Annotated in this window: 14 protein-coding genes; 3 read left to right on the top strand and 11 right to left on the bottom strand. The window is 39.5% G+C overall.

Going from position 1 to position 16,808, the window contains the following annotated elements; genetic code table 11:
• The first annotated feature begins 177 nt into the window (after nt 1–177).
• Complete coding sequence (locus METTI_RS13570) at nt 178–1,335, top strand: LL-diaminopimelate aminotransferase (protein ID WP_023846401.1); 1,158 nt, start codon at nt 178–180, stop codon at nt 1,333–1,335.
• A gap of 264 nt (nt 1,336–1,599) precedes the next feature.
• Complete coding sequence (locus tag METTI_RS13565) at nt 1,600–2,004, top strand: DUF5658 family protein (RefSeq protein WP_023846400.1); 405 nt, start codon at nt 1,600–1,602, stop codon at nt 2,002–2,004.
• Here METTI_RS13565 and METTI_RS13560 read toward each other — a convergent pair.
• Nucleotides 1,972–3,009: a phosphate signaling complex PhoU family protein gene (locus METTI_RS13560; protein WP_281170064.1), complete on the bottom strand. Its 1,038-nt coding sequence runs from the start codon at nt 3,007–3,009 to the stop codon at nt 1,972–1,974. The genes METTI_RS13565 and METTI_RS13560 overlap by 33 nt on opposite strands.
• Nucleotides 3,010–3,050: 41 nt before the next feature.
• The gene (locus METTI_RS13555) at nt 3,051–4,190 is read right to left on the bottom strand and encodes an archaellin/type IV pilin N-terminal domain-containing protein (RefSeq protein WP_023846398.1); all 1,140 of its coding nucleotides are present in this window, start codon (nt 4,188–4,190) and stop codon (nt 3,051–3,053) included.
• A gap of 104 nt (nt 4,191–4,294) precedes the next feature.
• On the opposite strand from METTI_RS13555, the gene METTI_RS13550 reads away from it, so the two are divergent.
• Nucleotides 4,295–4,993, top strand: coding sequence for an ATPase domain-containing protein (locus tag METTI_RS13550; RefSeq protein WP_084324024.1), 699 nt, complete (start codon nt 4,295–4,297; stop codon nt 4,991–4,993).
• 29 nt (nt 4,994–5,022) lie between these two features.
• Here METTI_RS13550 and METTI_RS13545 read toward each other — a convergent pair whose 3' ends face one another.
• The 9 genes from METTI_RS13545 to METTI_RS13500 form a co-directional block, all read right to left on the bottom strand.
• On the bottom strand, nt 5,023–6,387 hold the full coding sequence (locus METTI_RS13545; protein WP_023846396.1) for a type II secretion system F family protein: 1,365 nt from the start codon (nt 6,385–6,387) through the stop codon (nt 5,023–5,025).
• The gene (locus METTI_RS13540) at nt 6,384–7,301 is read right to left on the bottom strand and encodes a type II secretion system F family protein (protein ID WP_023846395.1); all 918 of its coding nucleotides are present in this window, start codon (nt 7,299–7,301) and stop codon (nt 6,384–6,386) included. Before METTI_RS13540 ends, METTI_RS13545 begins: the two co-directional genes overlap by 4 nt.
• Nucleotides 7,302–9,476 (bottom strand): type II/IV secretion system ATPase subunit, encoded by a 2,175-nt coding sequence (locus METTI_RS13535; RefSeq protein ID WP_023846394.1) that lies wholly within the window; start codon nt 9,474–9,476, stop codon nt 7,302–7,304.
• The gene (pstA, locus tag METTI_RS13530) at nt 9,469–10,362 is read right to left on the bottom strand and encodes a phosphate ABC transporter permease PstA (RefSeq protein WP_023846393.1); all 894 of its coding nucleotides are present in this window, start codon (nt 10,360–10,362) and stop codon (nt 9,469–9,471) included. The genes METTI_RS13535 and pstA overlap by 8 nt, the downstream gene beginning before the upstream one ends.
• Complete coding sequence (gene pstC / locus METTI_RS13525) at nt 10,352–11,362, bottom strand: phosphate ABC transporter permease subunit PstC (RefSeq protein ID WP_023846392.1); 1,011 nt, start codon at nt 11,360–11,362, stop codon at nt 10,352–10,354. The genes pstA and pstC overlap by 11 nt, the downstream gene beginning before the upstream one ends.
• Before the next feature lie 64 nt (nt 11,363–11,426).
• Complete coding sequence (locus tag METTI_RS13520) at nt 11,427–12,404, bottom strand: substrate-binding domain-containing protein (RefSeq protein WP_023846391.1); 978 nt, start codon at nt 12,402–12,404, stop codon at nt 11,427–11,429.
• Between the two features lie 341 nt (nt 12,405–12,745).
• Nucleotides 12,746–14,797 (bottom strand): hypothetical protein, encoded by a 2,052-nt coding sequence (locus METTI_RS13515; RefSeq protein ID WP_023846390.1) that lies wholly within the window; start codon nt 14,795–14,797, stop codon nt 12,746–12,748.
• Between the two features lie 552 nt (nt 14,798–15,349).
• Nucleotides 15,350–15,715: a hypothetical protein gene (locus METTI_RS13505; RefSeq protein WP_245596138.1), complete on the bottom strand. Its 366-nt coding sequence runs from the start codon at nt 15,713–15,715 to the stop codon at nt 15,350–15,352.
• 22 nt (nt 15,716–15,737) lie between these two features.
• The gene (locus METTI_RS13500; protein WP_023846388.1) at nt 15,738–16,700 is read right to left on the bottom strand and encodes a phosphate uptake regulator PhoU; all 963 of its coding nucleotides are present in this window, start codon (nt 16,698–16,700) and stop codon (nt 15,738–15,740) included.
• Nucleotides 16,701–16,808: the final 108 nt, after the last annotated feature.

Below are 16,808 nucleotides of genomic sequence, written 5' to 3'. Positions count from 1 at the left end.
TGAGTAATATATAATTATAATATATATTTTTGTTATTAATAGATTTTGTTGTGTGCAGGATCTGGCAAAAATAAGGAAAGGTTCTGCCTTATACCATCATATTAAATAGATGCGAATCATAGATGAGGTGCCTAAGATGCCATTAGGCTAAAATATTTTGAATTTATAGGTGAACAAATGTATTCTGACAGGATTAACTCATTGCCCCCATACTTATTTGCCACAATAGACGAAGCTAAAGCAGCAATAAAAGCTAAGGGAGTAGACGTAATAGATCTTGGAGTTGGTGACCCTGACCAGCCGACACCTGATCATATCGTAGATTCCATGTGTGAAGCTGTGCGCATGCCGGAAACACACACATACCCATCATATACAGGTATGATGAGCTTCAGAAAAGCATCAGCAGACTGGTGTAAAGAAGCAAGAGGACTTGAACTTGACCCTGCTTCAGAAGTACTTACAATGATAGGCTCAAAAGAAGGAGTAGCACATATTCCTCTGGCATTCATTAATCCGGGAGATGTAGCACTTTGCCCGGATCCTGCATATCCTGTATATAAGATAGGAACACAGTTTGCAGGTGGAGAGCCTTGTATCATGCCTCTGCTGGAAGAGAATAATTTCCTTCCTGACTTTGATGCAATACCAAAGGACAAACTTGAAAAAGCAAAGTTAATGTTCCTGAATTATCCTAACAACCCAACATCAGCAATCGCTGACAAAAAGTTCTTTGAAGAGGTTGTTCAGTTTGCAAAGGACAACGACATTGTTGTAATCCACGACAACGCATACTCAGAAATGACCTACGACGGCTACCAGGCACCAAGCTTCCTGAGTGTTGACGGTGCAATGGATGTTGGAATCGAACTTTACTCACTATCAAAGACCTACAACATGACAGGATGGAGACTTGCATTTGCTGTGGGCAACAAAGACATAATTGCCGGTGTAGGTAAGGTAAAGTCAAACGTTGATTCCGGAGCTTTCGATGCTATCCAGATGGCAGGTATCACTGCACTTTCCAGTTCACAGCAGTGTGTTGCTGACATGAACACCATATATGAGGAAAGAAGAGATGCTCTGCTCAAGGGATTAAACGAAATTGGTCTTGATGTAAAAGCACCTAAAGCAACATTCTACGTATGGGCACCTGTTCCTGAAGGCTACGATTCAATGGGATTTGCAAAACTGCTTCTTGAGGAAGCGGGTATTGTAGCAACCCCGGGAGTTGGCTTTGGAACATATGGTGAAGGTTATATCAGGTTTGCACTTACACGCTCCGTTGAAAGAATCAATGAAGCAGTTGAAAGGATGAGCAAACTGAATCTCTGATATGCAACCTTTTTCTTTCTTTTTTATTTTACCTTTCTTTTTTGTTTTTGTATCTTTTATTTTCTATTAATTCTTAATTTACGGTTTTTAGGATTTTAGCCAAAATAAGCTAAAATTTCATGTTCAAAGATTATATAGATACATATAATTTGAAATTTAAATATATATTTTAATTTTATTTATTCGATTTTAAGAAATATATGAACATAAGTTCCTGCAATAACTACATTCCACCAATATATATGAGCAAGCTTCTAAGAAAATATGCTTCCTAATAATATCAACTCACACAGTAAAGGATTGTTCAACACAGAAGCGATATATGAATTCTTATACGAAGCCAGGTACATTATCCTGCTTTACATAATAGGGGATTTTCTGACAACATTCCATGCGCTTAGCAATGGATACGGATTTGAAGAAAACGGGATTCTTTCAGGAATTATGGCAAGCCACGGACTATGGTCTTTGCTGGTTGTAAAAATGCTGATACTGGCAGTAGTTTACTGGAACTATTGTTCTATAAAAGCATCAGTTCATTCTTATGCCAGAAAATTATGGAACCTGTCAAGAACAGGAGTAAGCATTTTCGGACTTGTACTCGTGGTCAATAACCTAATGGTAATTACAGTAAGATCAAGCCTGTTCGAGTGCCTGGGCCTTTTCTGATACGGCCTGCTTAATATGGGTAGCTTTCATATTGATAACCATTTCAGCTATATCAGCACTATATTCTGATATACGCTGGAAACTCTCTATTATTTTTCTCTGGCGCTCACCTGAAAGACAATATGCTTTTTCACTGTGCTCAGACTTTTGTATAATCTTGTTTCCAAGAGCAATTGACATCTTGGAAGTTCTCATAACATGATTTGCAAGGTCAGTGTCAATGCTCATTACCGCATTAAAAGAGTCCTGGAACAATTTCTGGGAAAGCAGACCCATTTCTATAATCTCATCATGAATCCCTTTTTCACCGTCCATCTGGATAACACTATGGGAAATTCCCTGCACATGATCACCGATGCGTTCCATGAGTTTAATGATAAGACGGTAACCCAGACAGTCCTTGGAATCCTTAATACCAATCTTACCTGCAAGTGTTGAATCATCAAGTGCCGCTTTTATCTGCCTGACACTTAAAAGATAGAACTTATCAACATCATTATCCCTCTGAATAATGTCTTTTGCAAGTTCCATATCCGCTTCCTTTAATGCCACAACGGAGTCCTCCATCATGGAATAAATAATGCGGAACATGCTCTGAAGAGACTTTTCAAGGGAAATATCCTGGAAATTCAGCAGGTTCTGGAGTATTATCTCTGTTCTGGTTTCCTCTACAATTTCAATACCAATAAGACGTCTGCGTGCAGATTCTTTCAGATACTTGCGTTCAGCAGCAGAAAATCCACCTGGAGAAAGTATCCTGATAATGTCATAACCTACAAGATAGTTAGCAACTAGTAACCTGAAATTCTCTTCCTGATCCTCAGATGCAGTCATATCCACCTTTGAGCGGACATTCTTTTTCATTTTACTCTGATCAGAGTTTATAAGCAGTGACCTGTCAGGTCTTACGGTGAGAAGCACTGTATCGCCTGCAGTAAGCCCACCTTCCCTTACCCACTCAATGGGAAGAGAAACAATATAAGTAGAGCCACCTGTTAACTGGATCTTTCTTTTGTCTGCTATGTGAATCCTTCCTTTATATGATTTTAAAGAATTGTCAGGTTACCAGATACCTGACTTAGTCTGGAGGTCATGCCGTCATCGTCTGTTATCAGTAGATCGATGGTTACGTTATGATCGTTATATGGGTCAATTCCAGTAGGCCTTACAACCATTCCCTGAAGGTCATAATCATAGAGAGTTGTTGTCCCATTACCTGAATCCTTCCAGATGGCCCATTTATAGCTGGTGATGAAACCGTCAATATCTGTGGAATCGGAAGCATCCAATATAAGGTAGCTATTGGGACTCTGGGTTCCATTTCCATTTTGCAGATACTCAACTTTGAATTGTACTGCTGCCACCGGCATTGGCGGAGAGAAAACTTCCCTGAAAACATTAATGTATGAAGTGATAATTTCGACCCTAACCGGATCCTCTTTAGAAGGTGATGAGCCCGGATACGATATGAAATTCAATGAATATTCGAGATTATAATTTGATGTGTTAATTAGAGTTCCACCTGAATTATTTCCCAGAAATGTTATCTGACGAGTCTCATTGCTCAATGTAATGTTGCCATTTTCGATACAATTTGTTCCGTTTTCATAGGTCAGATTATAAGTGAATGGATATTCTCCAAATGCATCCCATGGATGTTTTTTAAGAGAATATGTAAAATCTATGCTATTATTAGTCCATGCTGCAGTATCAATTGTTTCAATTCCCTGAACATCTATGTCTGAAAAATTAAGATGAACGGTTTTACTTTTAGTTGCAGGTATTTTCAATCTGTGATTTGCATTGTAAACCGCCGGATATCCATTATAAGTATCAAAATTTTCAGATGAATAATCATCATAAGCCCGGAAATAAAGGAAATATCCGTCATTGATGCGGATTGCCGATATGTAGGAATCCTCAATATTGAGATTGAGTATTTTCAGATCAATCGATTCCCATTTAGAACCGTTACCCTGTGGATCAATGGAAACTATTTTGAGGTTTTCGTTCTCAACTGAATTCTGATGGCTTTCAAGATCCATAGCCTGCTTCTGGGTAGTGGATATCATGTAGGCAACACTTGAAGCAGCGATAATAGTGATCAATATCAATAACAGAGTGCCAAATACAACAGTAACACCGCGGTTGTCGTTAAAAAACGCTTTCATATCGTTGCCAGCCATCTGTGATGAGAAGTGTATTACCGATTATATACTTTGTTTCTGTAATATATATAGAACCCTATAGTCTATAGTTTTTGGCATTTTCTTCCAAAACCATTTAAGCAATGATTACTTTTAGGGTTTTGATGGTGCTGACTAGCTTTGGTTTAAAAAACGTACCTTCCAATGTGGTACTATTGGTAGAAGAAGACATAGGAGATGTAAAAAGTGTCTTTTTCCGAAAGATTACTTCTGATGCTCTAAGAAGCGGAAAAAAGGTATTCTATATATCTACCAGAAACTCAGAAAATGACCTGAAAGAAGAAATGAACAAGTTTGATTCTATTACAAAACCTGAGCTCCTAACAGCCATAGGCAACTTTTCAGACCATATTGCCCTTCTGGATATGTGTTATAAGCGTCACAGGCTTTACAGCAGGCTCCACGGGGAGAATAACGGGTCACTGTTGCATAACATAAGTGAAGCCGACGTGTGCATCATTGATATGTTCGCCGCACTGTTTGTTCATGAAGATACAGAAGTCATATCCGAAACCATTGAAGCATTAATCAGCATCAGCCGAAAAGAAAACATCACATTCCTGCTTTCAGCCGACATGGGCATACTTCCGGAAAGAGCCGAGAAGATAATCCGCTCCATGGTCGACGGTGTCATCCAGTTCAGAACCGAATATATAGCTGGCAAAATCAACAGATACATCAACATTCCAAAAATGAAAGGCAGCATTCCCCTGAATAAAATGATTGCATATAATGTAACCAGCCAGGGAATCACCATGGATATGAGAGAAAGAGTTGGTTAAAACTTATATTCTTTTTTAAAAAAAGGAGATTAATCCCCTCCTCCTTCATTCACAATTATTGTTGCTGTACCTTGAGATTCACCAGCTGTTGCAGTTACAACATACGTACCTGCAGTTGAACCCGGAACCGGGGACACAGTTACTGTTCCGTCATCCTCAGTCATAGAACTTGTGATCACTCCAGTGGGTGTTATTGTCATTTTGACAAACGTACCTGCAGCAGGATTTCCATCTACATCAGTTATATTGAATATAATTGGCTGCTGTAAGGGAATACCACCCATAACTTCCTGTGCATCGCCTGAAACTACAGTAACCATGTATGTGCTACCCACACCTGCCGGAAGAAGCAATGTAACACATGCAACATAGCTCAAGGCTATCAATATAGCTGAATGTTTGAATCCATGCTTGATCTCACCTTCTGTAATCTGTCCGACTATAAGTCCACCAAAGAGAGCATTAAGTATAATCATATGGAAAAAACCACGCTCAAAGTCAATATCCGAAAGACCTGCACCACCAAGCATTTCCATTCCAACACCCTGAATAAGAGGTAACAGGGATGTTGAGAGAATATATGTCAACATTACGATAATACCCTGAGCAAGGTAGAAAATTACAATATACTGCTTCAAATTTGCTTCCTTTTCTCGCTGGATAGCAATCACTGATCTCATGTCCTCTGAGGTCCGGAATAACAGGTCAGCCACATTACCACCAGTATAAGCAGCCTGAACGACGACGTCAATATATCTGGAAACAAGACGGCTTTTCATTGAATCTGACATTCTGTGCATAGATTCCTCAAAGGATTTTCCAAGCACCATTGAAGATGCAGCATCCTGTGCATGAGTGCTGATTGCTCCAAGATTAGTCTTGGAGAGATTGATAAAACCCTTGACAGGATCTATACCGCCACGCATCAGTTCGGATAGTTTATACAGAAACTCACTGAAAGCGACTTCTCTTTTTTGAAGATTTCTTTTTTCTATGAATGAATCTATAGAATATGGAATAATAGCCACAAGTATTGCAAACACCATAATATGATCCAAATCATCTTTTGGTTTATCCTCTTCAGTTTCTGGTTCTACCTCTTCCTCTTCGGTGGCTACAACCTCACCTCTTTCTGCAGCTTCTGCAGCCTCCATTTCAGCTACAAGTTGCTCATATGCAGCTTGTTTAGCAGCAGCTTCGTCACTAACTGCTGCACCGCCAGCTGCAGCTTCATCAGTTACAAAGGAATGACCGGTAATTAAAGCCATGACCACGATCATTAATGCAATAAAGACAGGGATACCTAATGTGAGATATTCACGCTTGATATCATAACGTATAGTCAGCATTTGATGATAACGCTCTGCTGTCAGACGATATTTTTCAATATTCATAGAGTGCTCCTTGAATATTTCATCCATAATAAAATCAGGAAAACGATGTTTATGAAAGGTAACATGAAGTAAACGAAGAACTGGAACATCTGTTTGGCCGTAAATGGACCAAGATCAATTCCAAGAGCACTTGTAACCACGATCATCAGGACTACAAGTACAACACTCATAACTACTCCACTCAGATAACCTTCACCGTAAACTCCAAGAGAATCCACGAACTCCTGCTGCATTTTTCTCCTCATGTCCATGAGTTCCCTGGATTTCATTTCAAGATAAGTTCGAAGGCCACCACCGGACTGCATGGCATTGGCAAGATCAATGCATATTGCCCTTAGGGATTCAGATGATGTGTTGCGTATGAGGTGATTCATGGCACTTACACCATCTTCACCAAGAACATCCACACGATACATTACTTTACCAAATTCAACTGAAACGTCACCATAGTCCTCGATTGCAACTTTCCTGATAACATCCATAGGTGAAGAACCCGAACTTGCAAGAATGGTCATGTACCCGAGAGTGAAAGGCAGTTCCTGCTCAATATTCATGTTCTTGTTGGAAACTTTGTTGTATAACATGAACGGAAAACCGCTTACGGTTAGTCCGAATGTCAGGAAGGTAAGTACAGATATGTAGACAAGTGGAGATGATGATTTTGTAAAAAGTAAAACTGATAATAAAAACACTATTCCTGAAGCCAGACCTGCGGTAACCAATGCCAGAGACATGAACATCCCCGGAGTAAGCACCATGTCTGCCTGATAGAGTGACTTAGCGATGTCATCCTGTGGTTTTTTGTCTATGTGTTTACCAAAGACATAACAGAACATCTTATATTTTTCAATATACTTGTTAGTACTTCCATCATTGAAAGCCTGATGGACATCGACATCCTGGGTCTTGACCATTTAGTGAGTCATCTCCAGCAATTCATCTTTTTCTCGTGAATACCTTCTGATGGCTCTGGCCACATCCTCATAATCAGTAATTCCATCACGTGCAAGCCCTTCCAGATATCTTGCCCTGAGATCCATTTCCCTTACCAGTTCATACTGATCGATACCAAATTCATCATTGATGTCATCAAACATTGCACTGCTGCCACTGTACTCATACTCATCCGTGATGGGATTCCATTTAAATACAGGATTTGTGATGAGGTCGCCACGTTCAGGATCAAGTTCCACTATTTCTACAATTCTCAGAGCACGTCTGAGGAAATGTTCACCAACTTTGATCATGGAGTTGAAAATTACCATATCAACACTGGCAAAAAGGTTCCTTGGCACGTTCATTGGTTCGGATTCAACCCTTGATAGCAGTTCCTGAATGGAACCTGCGTGTATCGTCCCCATACATGGGTGACCAACGGAAATTGCCTGGAAAAGTGTACCGGCTTCAGCACCACGAACCTCACCAACCACTATGTATTCTGGTCTTTGTCTCAAAGCAGCTTTAAGCAGGTCGAAAAGTTCGATATCTCCCGCGGATTTACCACCTTCACTACTGCCTCCAAAACCTGCTCTTGTGATAGACTGAGTCCAGTTTGGATGCATGAGGTTCATTTCCGCAGTATCTTCAATGGATACAATCTTATATTCCGGTGGAATGAAAGCACCAAGAGCGTTCAGGGTAGTTGTCTTTCCTGAAGCTGTTCCTCCGGCTGCAAGTACGGAACGTTTGTATTCCACCATGAGCCAGAAATAAGCGAGAACTGTAGAATCATAGGTCTTGTAATTCATCAGATCAATGCATGAAACCGGATTGGATCTGAAACGCCTGATGGTGAATGTGGAACCTCTTTTTGTGACCTCTTTTCCAAGTGTCAGATTTGCACGACTCCCATCCACAAGTGTTGCATCCCTGATAGGCTCCAGCACGGAAATATGCCTGCCTGCTGCCTGTGCCATTCTCATGACAAAATTGTTGAGTTCGATTTCTTCATAGATTACATCCGTTGCAACAGAACCGTAAACCCTGTGGTTGACATAAAGTGGAGTAAAGGGACCGTTACAGGTAATATCTTCAATATATGGATCTTTCATCAAAAGGTCCATCCTGTCAAAGCCCATGTATTTTTTGTGAAGGTAATAGAAGAATTTGTCTTTCTGGGTTTCGGTAAGTTTCAGACGGTAGATGTCAACTATAAGATCAAACCTATCCCTGAGAGCCTCGACACGATCTTCTTCCTCAACGAGAAGAATCTCAGAGTGTGCCATTTTATCAAAAGCATTCTGCACAATGAACATTGCCTCTTTTTCAGATTCACTGAGCGGAGGTTCAAGGCACTGATACTGAAGAGACTCCCCGGTAAATTCAATATGAACATACTGGAACCCGGAAGTAACCTCATATGTGATGTTTACTTCCTTTTGTGGAACTCCCGGTGCAGGAATTGTGATTTCACCAACGATGAACTCCATCTCTTCGATAATTTCCGGTTTTGGAGATATTATCTGCTCTATCTTTTTAACAAGTGATGAAACAGCAGATTCTTCAGTTAACTCTTGTCCCTGTATTTCTCCAGATGCGACATCATCGTTATTTTCGGTTTCTGGAAGGTTTTTCTTTTTTTTACCGAAATTCAGGTTCAGATCTAGATTGAATTTTGATTTCTTTTTTACAGGTTTTGAGCTTTGTACTTCAGGCTCTTCTATTGAAGCTACTGAATCACTTTTTTTGGAAGATTTCTTTGGCTTCTTTTCCTTTTTACCAATCTTAAAACCAAACTTTTTCTTTTTTTCTGTTTTTTCATCCGGATCTGAGACTTCTGATTCCTCAACAATAATATCAGGTTCTGGTTTCAAAGAAACATCATTAATATCGTCTTCAGTATTTAGGGAAAAATCCTCAGATATTTCCTGATTATCTATGATTTCAGGTTCGTCTGAGACTGAAATTATTTCCTCTTCGCTTATGTGACCATTGCCGGAAAAATCATCCTCTTCTGCGGATTCAATTGTTTCAACTGGCAAGTCTGACACGTATCCAGCATCAGAGACTGATGCCCTGTCATCTGCTGTTTCAACTGCCTCAGATGACTTTTTTTTGGTGAATCTAGAGCGCAGTTGAAGTTTAGCCAATTCTGCGCCTCCAGACGATAAGACGGGTAATGGCATTTATTAGCATAACAATGACTATTAGCACAAATGCAGCTGCAAAACCCTCTGATGGAGATACCATACTTGGGAATTCAAATGAATGGTACACTGTAATTGGAAGTGAAGCTACCAAATTCTGTAATGGAGATATACGTATTCCAAAAAGCATACTCTCTTTTGCAGATACACCAAACTCGGGCATAAACTGAGAATAACCGGCAGTCAAAACCACAACTGCAGATTCTTCAGCAGCTCTTCCCACACTGAGAACTATACCTGTGACAATACCTGTAGCTGCATTTGGAAGGGTTATTTTGCTTATTGTTTCCCATTTTGTAGCTCCCAGTGCATAGCTTGCTTCCTCCAATTCTGCCGGAACAGATTTAATAGCCTCTTCTGCTGAGCGCTCAATTACGGGTAGAATCAGAATCGTAAGGGCAATTGCACCGGAAATTAGTGAAAAACCACCGGTAATGAAGCGCATATGATAAACAAAGATCATCAATCCAAATATTCCAAGAACAATTGAAGGAGTTCCAGAAAGTACATCGATAATGAAACTAAAATTATTTATTAGATGCTTATTCTTGGCATAGCGCTTCATATATAGTGCAGTTCCTACTGCAATGGGAGAAGCCATTATTGTAGATAGCAATGAAAGCAGAATTGTTCCCACTATTGCATTTGCTATTCCGCCTCCAAACCCTTTAGCTTCATTTTCAGGAGTAAGTAAAAATTCCAGATTCAGACTTGGAAGAGCTTCAAAGGCAATCTTTCCAAGTATCCCGAAAAGGGCCATTGTTGCCAGAACTGCCGAGAAATAGCACAGAAATATATAAAATTTCTCTTTTGTTTTTCTATAGTTCATTTCTACCACCCAGATATCTTGAGACAAGAACAAAACCGATTTCAATTGCAAAAAGGACTGCTGCAATTCCAAACAATGCAGCCCGTGGTCCTGGTTCATTGAAGTGATGACCAATATCATTGAGGATCTTCGATGTCATTGCATAACCGGGACCCATTACTGAAGAAGGAATGGTATTTGCATTGCCCAGCAACATCACTATAGCCATTGTTTCACCCATTGCCCTCATCATTCCAAGTACCACTGCAGTCATTATTCCACTGGAGGCTGCTGGAAGGACTACCTTACTTATAGTCTCCCACCTGTTGGCACCCAAAGATAATGAAGCATGCCTGTTCTCTACAGATACAGAACGTATGGCATTCTCAGAAATTGTTGTAATTGTTGGGAAGACCATTATTGACAGAACTGTTGATGCCAGCAACACACCCAGTCCCGACTGGGGGTTCACATCAACAAATATCGGAATGAAACCCAGAACCGAAGAAAGGATTGGTTCTATATAATTCTGAAAAATATTTTCAAGCACGAAAAGACCAAATATACCGTAGACCACAGATGGTATGCCTACAAGTAATTCGATGAAAGGTCTTATTGAGGAAGCAAGGCGGAGAGATGCAATCTCAGACAGAAATATTGCTGTAAAAATACTTATAGGTACTGCCATTATCAGAGTTACAATGGTCATTATAAGGGTGCCCATAATGTATGTTTTGATGCCATAGGTATTCCTACCATAGTTCCATTCATCAGTAATGAGGAAATTAATTATTCCCTGACTCTGGAACACCGGGAAGGCAGTGTAGAATATGAACCCTACAAAAAAAATCACAATAAGTGATACAATAATTGCACATGCAAAAAATATCAGATTTGCAGAGCTGTTGTATAGTACTCTTTTGTTCGCTTCTTGGGTACCGGAACCAAAAAATGTTGTAAATATAGCAGAGGATAAAATAATAAGATTAATAGTATGTAAAAGTCGGCTTCTGTTATTCATGCTCATCGTTTTAAATAAAAAAAGAAGATTAGATTTGTGCTATTGCACAAATCTCAGTTCAAACTTAGCTGAAGTCAATGATTGAGAAGTATCCTACATCTTCGAAATACTGTGTTGCAACTGGAGACATTGCAAAGTTGATGAAGGACTGCTCAACTGTTGATGGGTTACCATTTGTGAGGTAGTTGAGTGGTCTTGTAAGATCTTCCTGATAGGTATCCTTACCTGCAAGGCAGTCGAGTACGTTGTCTTCAGTTACATCGTTGTATCCGTCTACACCAACGATTGTTACAGATTCGGAGCTGACTGCGAATCCAAAGTCTACGAAACCGATTGAGTTTGTTGTGTCTTCGACAGCTGCAAGTACACCAGCGTTACCTACTGCACCGAGTGCCTCGGAATCATCTACATCCTTTGCATCACCGAATGCACCATCAAGGTACTTTGCGAATGTTTCTTCTGTTCCGCTTGCCTCGGATCTCTGGTATACTGTTACCTGTGAACCGGATGTTGCTGAGGTGAAGTTGCTACCAGATATTGCATAGTATGACTTACCATCTGTACAGTTGGAGTAGATTGCAAAGAGCTCAGCCTGTGTTGTGTTGTACCCTTCAAGTGCACCGTTTGCGATTACTACTACAGCACTACCACCAATCTGGTGAACCTGAAGATCAGGGTGATCTGTGGTTGTATCTACTGGTTTGGATGCTGATCCGATGTCAATGATGTCGAGTTCTGTTGAGGTAATACCTGCACCAGAGCCACCACCCTGTACTGTTACCTTGATACCGTTGTGCTCATCCATGTATGCTTCTGCAAGAAGTTCAGAAACTGGCTGAACGGTTGTTGAACCTGCGATAAGGAGTTCGGTTGATGCTGCTGAGGTTGCGTCAGCTGCACTTGCTTCGTCAGATACGTCACTTGAGAATGAACCCATGATGGTTCCTACAGCTGCTGCGCCTGCGATTGCTACTACTACTAAAACGAGGGTAGCAACGATAGGTGAAACACCAGCTTCATCGTTGAAAATTTTCTTAAACATATTTATCGTACACCAATTTATTTTATGTTCCTATTCAGAGCGGGTTTTAATCGCTCTGGCACCTAATTGGTATGCGGATATATAATGCTTGTACAAGGAATGTATATAGTACAATAAACCATATAGAATTCCAATATCTCTATATATTGGTGCATATACAACAAATAATTCCATATAAATGCAACATAGAGAACTATATTCTATTATTAAGAAAGAATGCATTTATAAAAATGACCAAGAGCCATCATATTTTTTGATAATTCAATTAATCAAGAAGCATACAAAAAAAGGTAGATGTATATTGAATAAATAAAATATTTGCAGAAAAGAAGAAAATAGGATTATTTTGAAATTAAAGTGTATACCAGAAGGAATACGACAAGTGCTATACCTATAACAACTGCATAGAGATAGTTTTCAACAGCATCTACAGCAGCTCCTTCAGCAATACCAAAAACAGAAGATACTCCACTAAGAGCACCTTTAAAAATATTGCTTACTAATTGCTGTGCTTTGTCAAATATATTGATGATAGGAGAGATAATTTTTGATAAGAATGAAGTTGAAGATTCAGTTTCTACTTCCAGTACAACATCAGAAGTATCAGGCATTTCATCATCAACTGAATTAAATTCATCCTCTGCATCATCTTCAGGAAGATTCACAATTTCTGGCTCATCTTCAACAACAGTTATGGGCACTGCAACAGTACTATTTTCGGTAATATCAGCTTCAGTTACCCATCCACCATTCAGAGGTTTCCAGTACTGTTTAACCTCAACACCACCTACATAATAAGAAGACTGGGCTTCACCTTCATAATTCCATATCGATTTGAATTTGCAAATAGCTGCAGGCAGATCCGGTATTTCATCAGAAGAGAACTCGTAAGACATGGAAAGTGATGAACCAGGAGGGAGCAATACCCCTGTTACAGAAACTGTTTGCGTACCATTAACCACCGTTGTACTGAGATCCCACTCACTAAGAGGCAGATCACTTCCTTCCAGACTCTTTTCCAAACTTCCGCTTACATAATCCAATTCATCAGGAATAGTATCAACCAGATTGATCCAGGCTGCACGGTCGCCATCATTGGAAATATCAAGAGAAACAGTGTAGTCAGAATCGGATCTTGTTAGCTTTTTATCAAGCACAATATGCGGACCATGCACTTTCAGACTTTCTGATCCGGATTTCCACGAAAGATTTTCACCGAAGAAACTTGTTTGTACAACTACTTCATCAAATGAATAGTCACCGGATTTAATAGCCACAAGTTTTAGACCCAGATAGTATTGACCATTATCTTCCATTGTGGAATAATCCCCCGATTCATAGCTTTCAGCTATAACCAGATCTTCAGATATTTCTGGAAAATCAACATCAATATTGCTTAGAGTGTAAAGACCTGTATTAAAAATACGCGTCCTTAAAAATGTAAATTCTTCTGCATCCCTTATTTCATAATCACTTGAACTATAGCTGGCAGTATTTATATCAAGGTTATTCACATACCAAGAAGTCATATTGAATTCATCTGTAGTTAATTCCATTACAACCTCAATATCAGGATCTGTGCAACCAAGCTCCAGAGAACCAGTGAATTGATAATCGTTTTCTTTTATATCATACCCATTTGCAGTAGCATTAATGTAATAAACCAGATCATAAGGAGAAGTTACACCATCCCACTCAGGAGCCACAACTGTAAAATTCATCTCAATACTATCATCTACTGCAAGGCAACCCAGATTTTCCTTTAGGATACCATCCCTGTATTCAAAATCTCCTCTTGAACGTACCCTCATCTCATCAGTATCGATCTCAAGAATAACATTCTCGATCCATGCATCCCCTGTGTTTTTTATAGTAACATCAATCTGCTTTTCTTCTCCAGGAGCATACTGTTCAGAAGAAACATCAACACCCTGAACTGTCTCTTCACTTGCTTCAAATTCAATTTCAAGTGAAGGACGGCCACGAGAATACAATTCCAGTTTTACAGATGGAGTCTTATAGCCATCAAGAGTTATATCAGCAATAACAACTGCTACTTCATTGTCCCATTCAAGCCATCTTCTGTCAGATGATCCAGTCAGGAAAAGGAACTCTTTGCGCACAATCCCATCACGCTCAATGGAAATCAGAGCAGCATTCAAGTCCTCATCAAAATCATCAGCTCTGAATGTATAAACCTCACCATTGATAGCAACGGTTTCAACCTGGCCCCACTGGACACTGATACTACCTTCATCTACCCATTCGATGCAATAATCAAGATCATCACATGGACACTCTGTATTTGCAGATGCAAGAGGTAGATGTGAAGAGAACAGCAGTAATACTACCATGCATAACAGACAGAGTATGCTTATTTTCGTTTTTCTCACAAACTCCACTCCGTTATTGTGATTTTTTGGATACTTTTCTGGACAGAACGTATATCAGCAGTGCATATCCCGCTAGAGTAACGAAAACAAAGGGTACAGCCATGTTAAAAAAAGAGGAGGCTGTGTACCAGCATGTTGAATAGAAGGTATATAGGGAAAGTACCACCGCTGCCAGCAAACTGACTATTCTCTTCATAATTTGCAGAATACACACGTAATCATATATCCCTTGCACAAAGGAATTACATACAACCATTTCTACTATTGTGTACTAAATAGACTATATAAATGAAGCAACCATTTCCCATTTTCATTTCTACAAAAACAACCATTAAGCTAAAAAAAAGTAAGCATCCGCCGAAGGCGGCACATTCCTATGATTCTTAATAGAAGATTATTACAAGAACTATTGTACTTATCAAGAATTCTACAGACGACACTGTGAAAAAGTACAAACTGTTTGCAGAACATATTGTTTTTTCTGTTGGGAAAACGCCGGCTTCACCGGACCCTTCGGGATAACTCCAGTTATCCATGAACCACGTTCCCAGGTCATCCCCGTTTAAATATTTCATATCCGAATACCGATATGGCAATGATTATGGAAGTCATGGAAAGCATGAAAATCATATTAGAATACGTCTCACTTAGCACAAACCATGACAGACCACCAAGAACATGTGTAAGGCTCATGAGTAGGATAATAAAAACACCTATCGGGTAGATCTCCTCATCTTCAAGGAACTTCAGTATAGTATATCCCATGAAATAATAGAAAACAACAGTTAAAGCCAGATATGGAAGAACGATGTTGTGCCTGACTGCAAATACCAGTGTCGGGCTGAATTCATATTCCAGTATCCTTTCAATGCTGCCTGCAAAATAGAAGGTAAGGGAGTAATCAATAATTACACCCACGCAGAGAAAAAGAGGGATGAGTCTATAATTGCGATAAATCGATAGCAGACTCTGCAATATTTGACGCATAATCCTTTATCCTGCTGAAACTGTCAATTATAAGTTCTATAGACTCCTCAGTTGGGAGCTGGGCAGCACTTATGAGCATTTTGTTGAAGATGTCCTCTCTCCCCATTACATTGTTTGCAATATCACTGTCTGACTGGCGCAAAGCTTCGGTACTATCCATGAAAAGGGATTGACACTCCCTGCACAGGTCAACAAGTATTGCAAGTACTTCCTGAGGCAGACTAATGTAAGAGAAATGCAATGATATTTTAGATATGTGGTCACCGATTCTTTCTATGTCATTGGCAGCAAGCCGGTAATAAAATGATTCAACCAGAGTCTGCTTATCATGTTTTGAAGGTTTCTTAAGGTTCAGACGCTCTACATGTTGCTTTGATACAAGCAGGAACATTCTGTCAAGGTCATCATCACGGGATATTATGTGATTGCACAATTCTTTGTCATTTTCCTCAAAGGCAGATGCTAGTTCATCAAGCATGAGATAAACGAGTGAAGACATCCTCTTGAGCCCTTTTTCAATGGTGAAATCTTCCGTGTCCAGAAAATTCTTGATGACTATTTTTTTCTCATCACCTTCAACCATTTCCAGACCTACAAGACGATGGCAAAGGTCTTTAATTTCCCTGCGTGCTGCTGCCGGAATATCATTACCTGAAATTTCTATTGTCTGGTGATCACTTATTATATACAGACCTACAAGATCTCTTTTTATATGCTCAAGTTCTTTGTTAAATTTTATCTTTTTTGTTTTATTAGAAGATTTTACCCCTGGAGGTTTAAGAAGCAGAGAACCATCTTCCTGATAATAAATGGAAATATGGGATCCAGCTTCCAGTTTTGAGCGAGTGGCCCATTTTTTGGGGAGGGTAACCACATATGTGGATTTTCCTGTGATCTGTACTTTTCTTGTATCCATCTTTTCACAACCCAAAGGAAGATATGACTAATGGACAGGATTTGGGCTATAAAGCTTACCTTAATAGATAGGTAGAATATACATAATCTATATAGATGAAAATGGTTT

The organism is Methanolobus tindarius DSM 2278 (assembly GCF_000504205.1).
Taxonomy (GTDB): Archaea; Halobacteriota; Methanosarcinia; order Methanosarcinales; family Methanosarcinaceae; genus Methanolobus; species Methanolobus tindarius.
The sequence above is the reverse complement of the archived record's forward strand: the minus strand, read 5'-3'. Positions and strand labels throughout refer to the sequence as shown.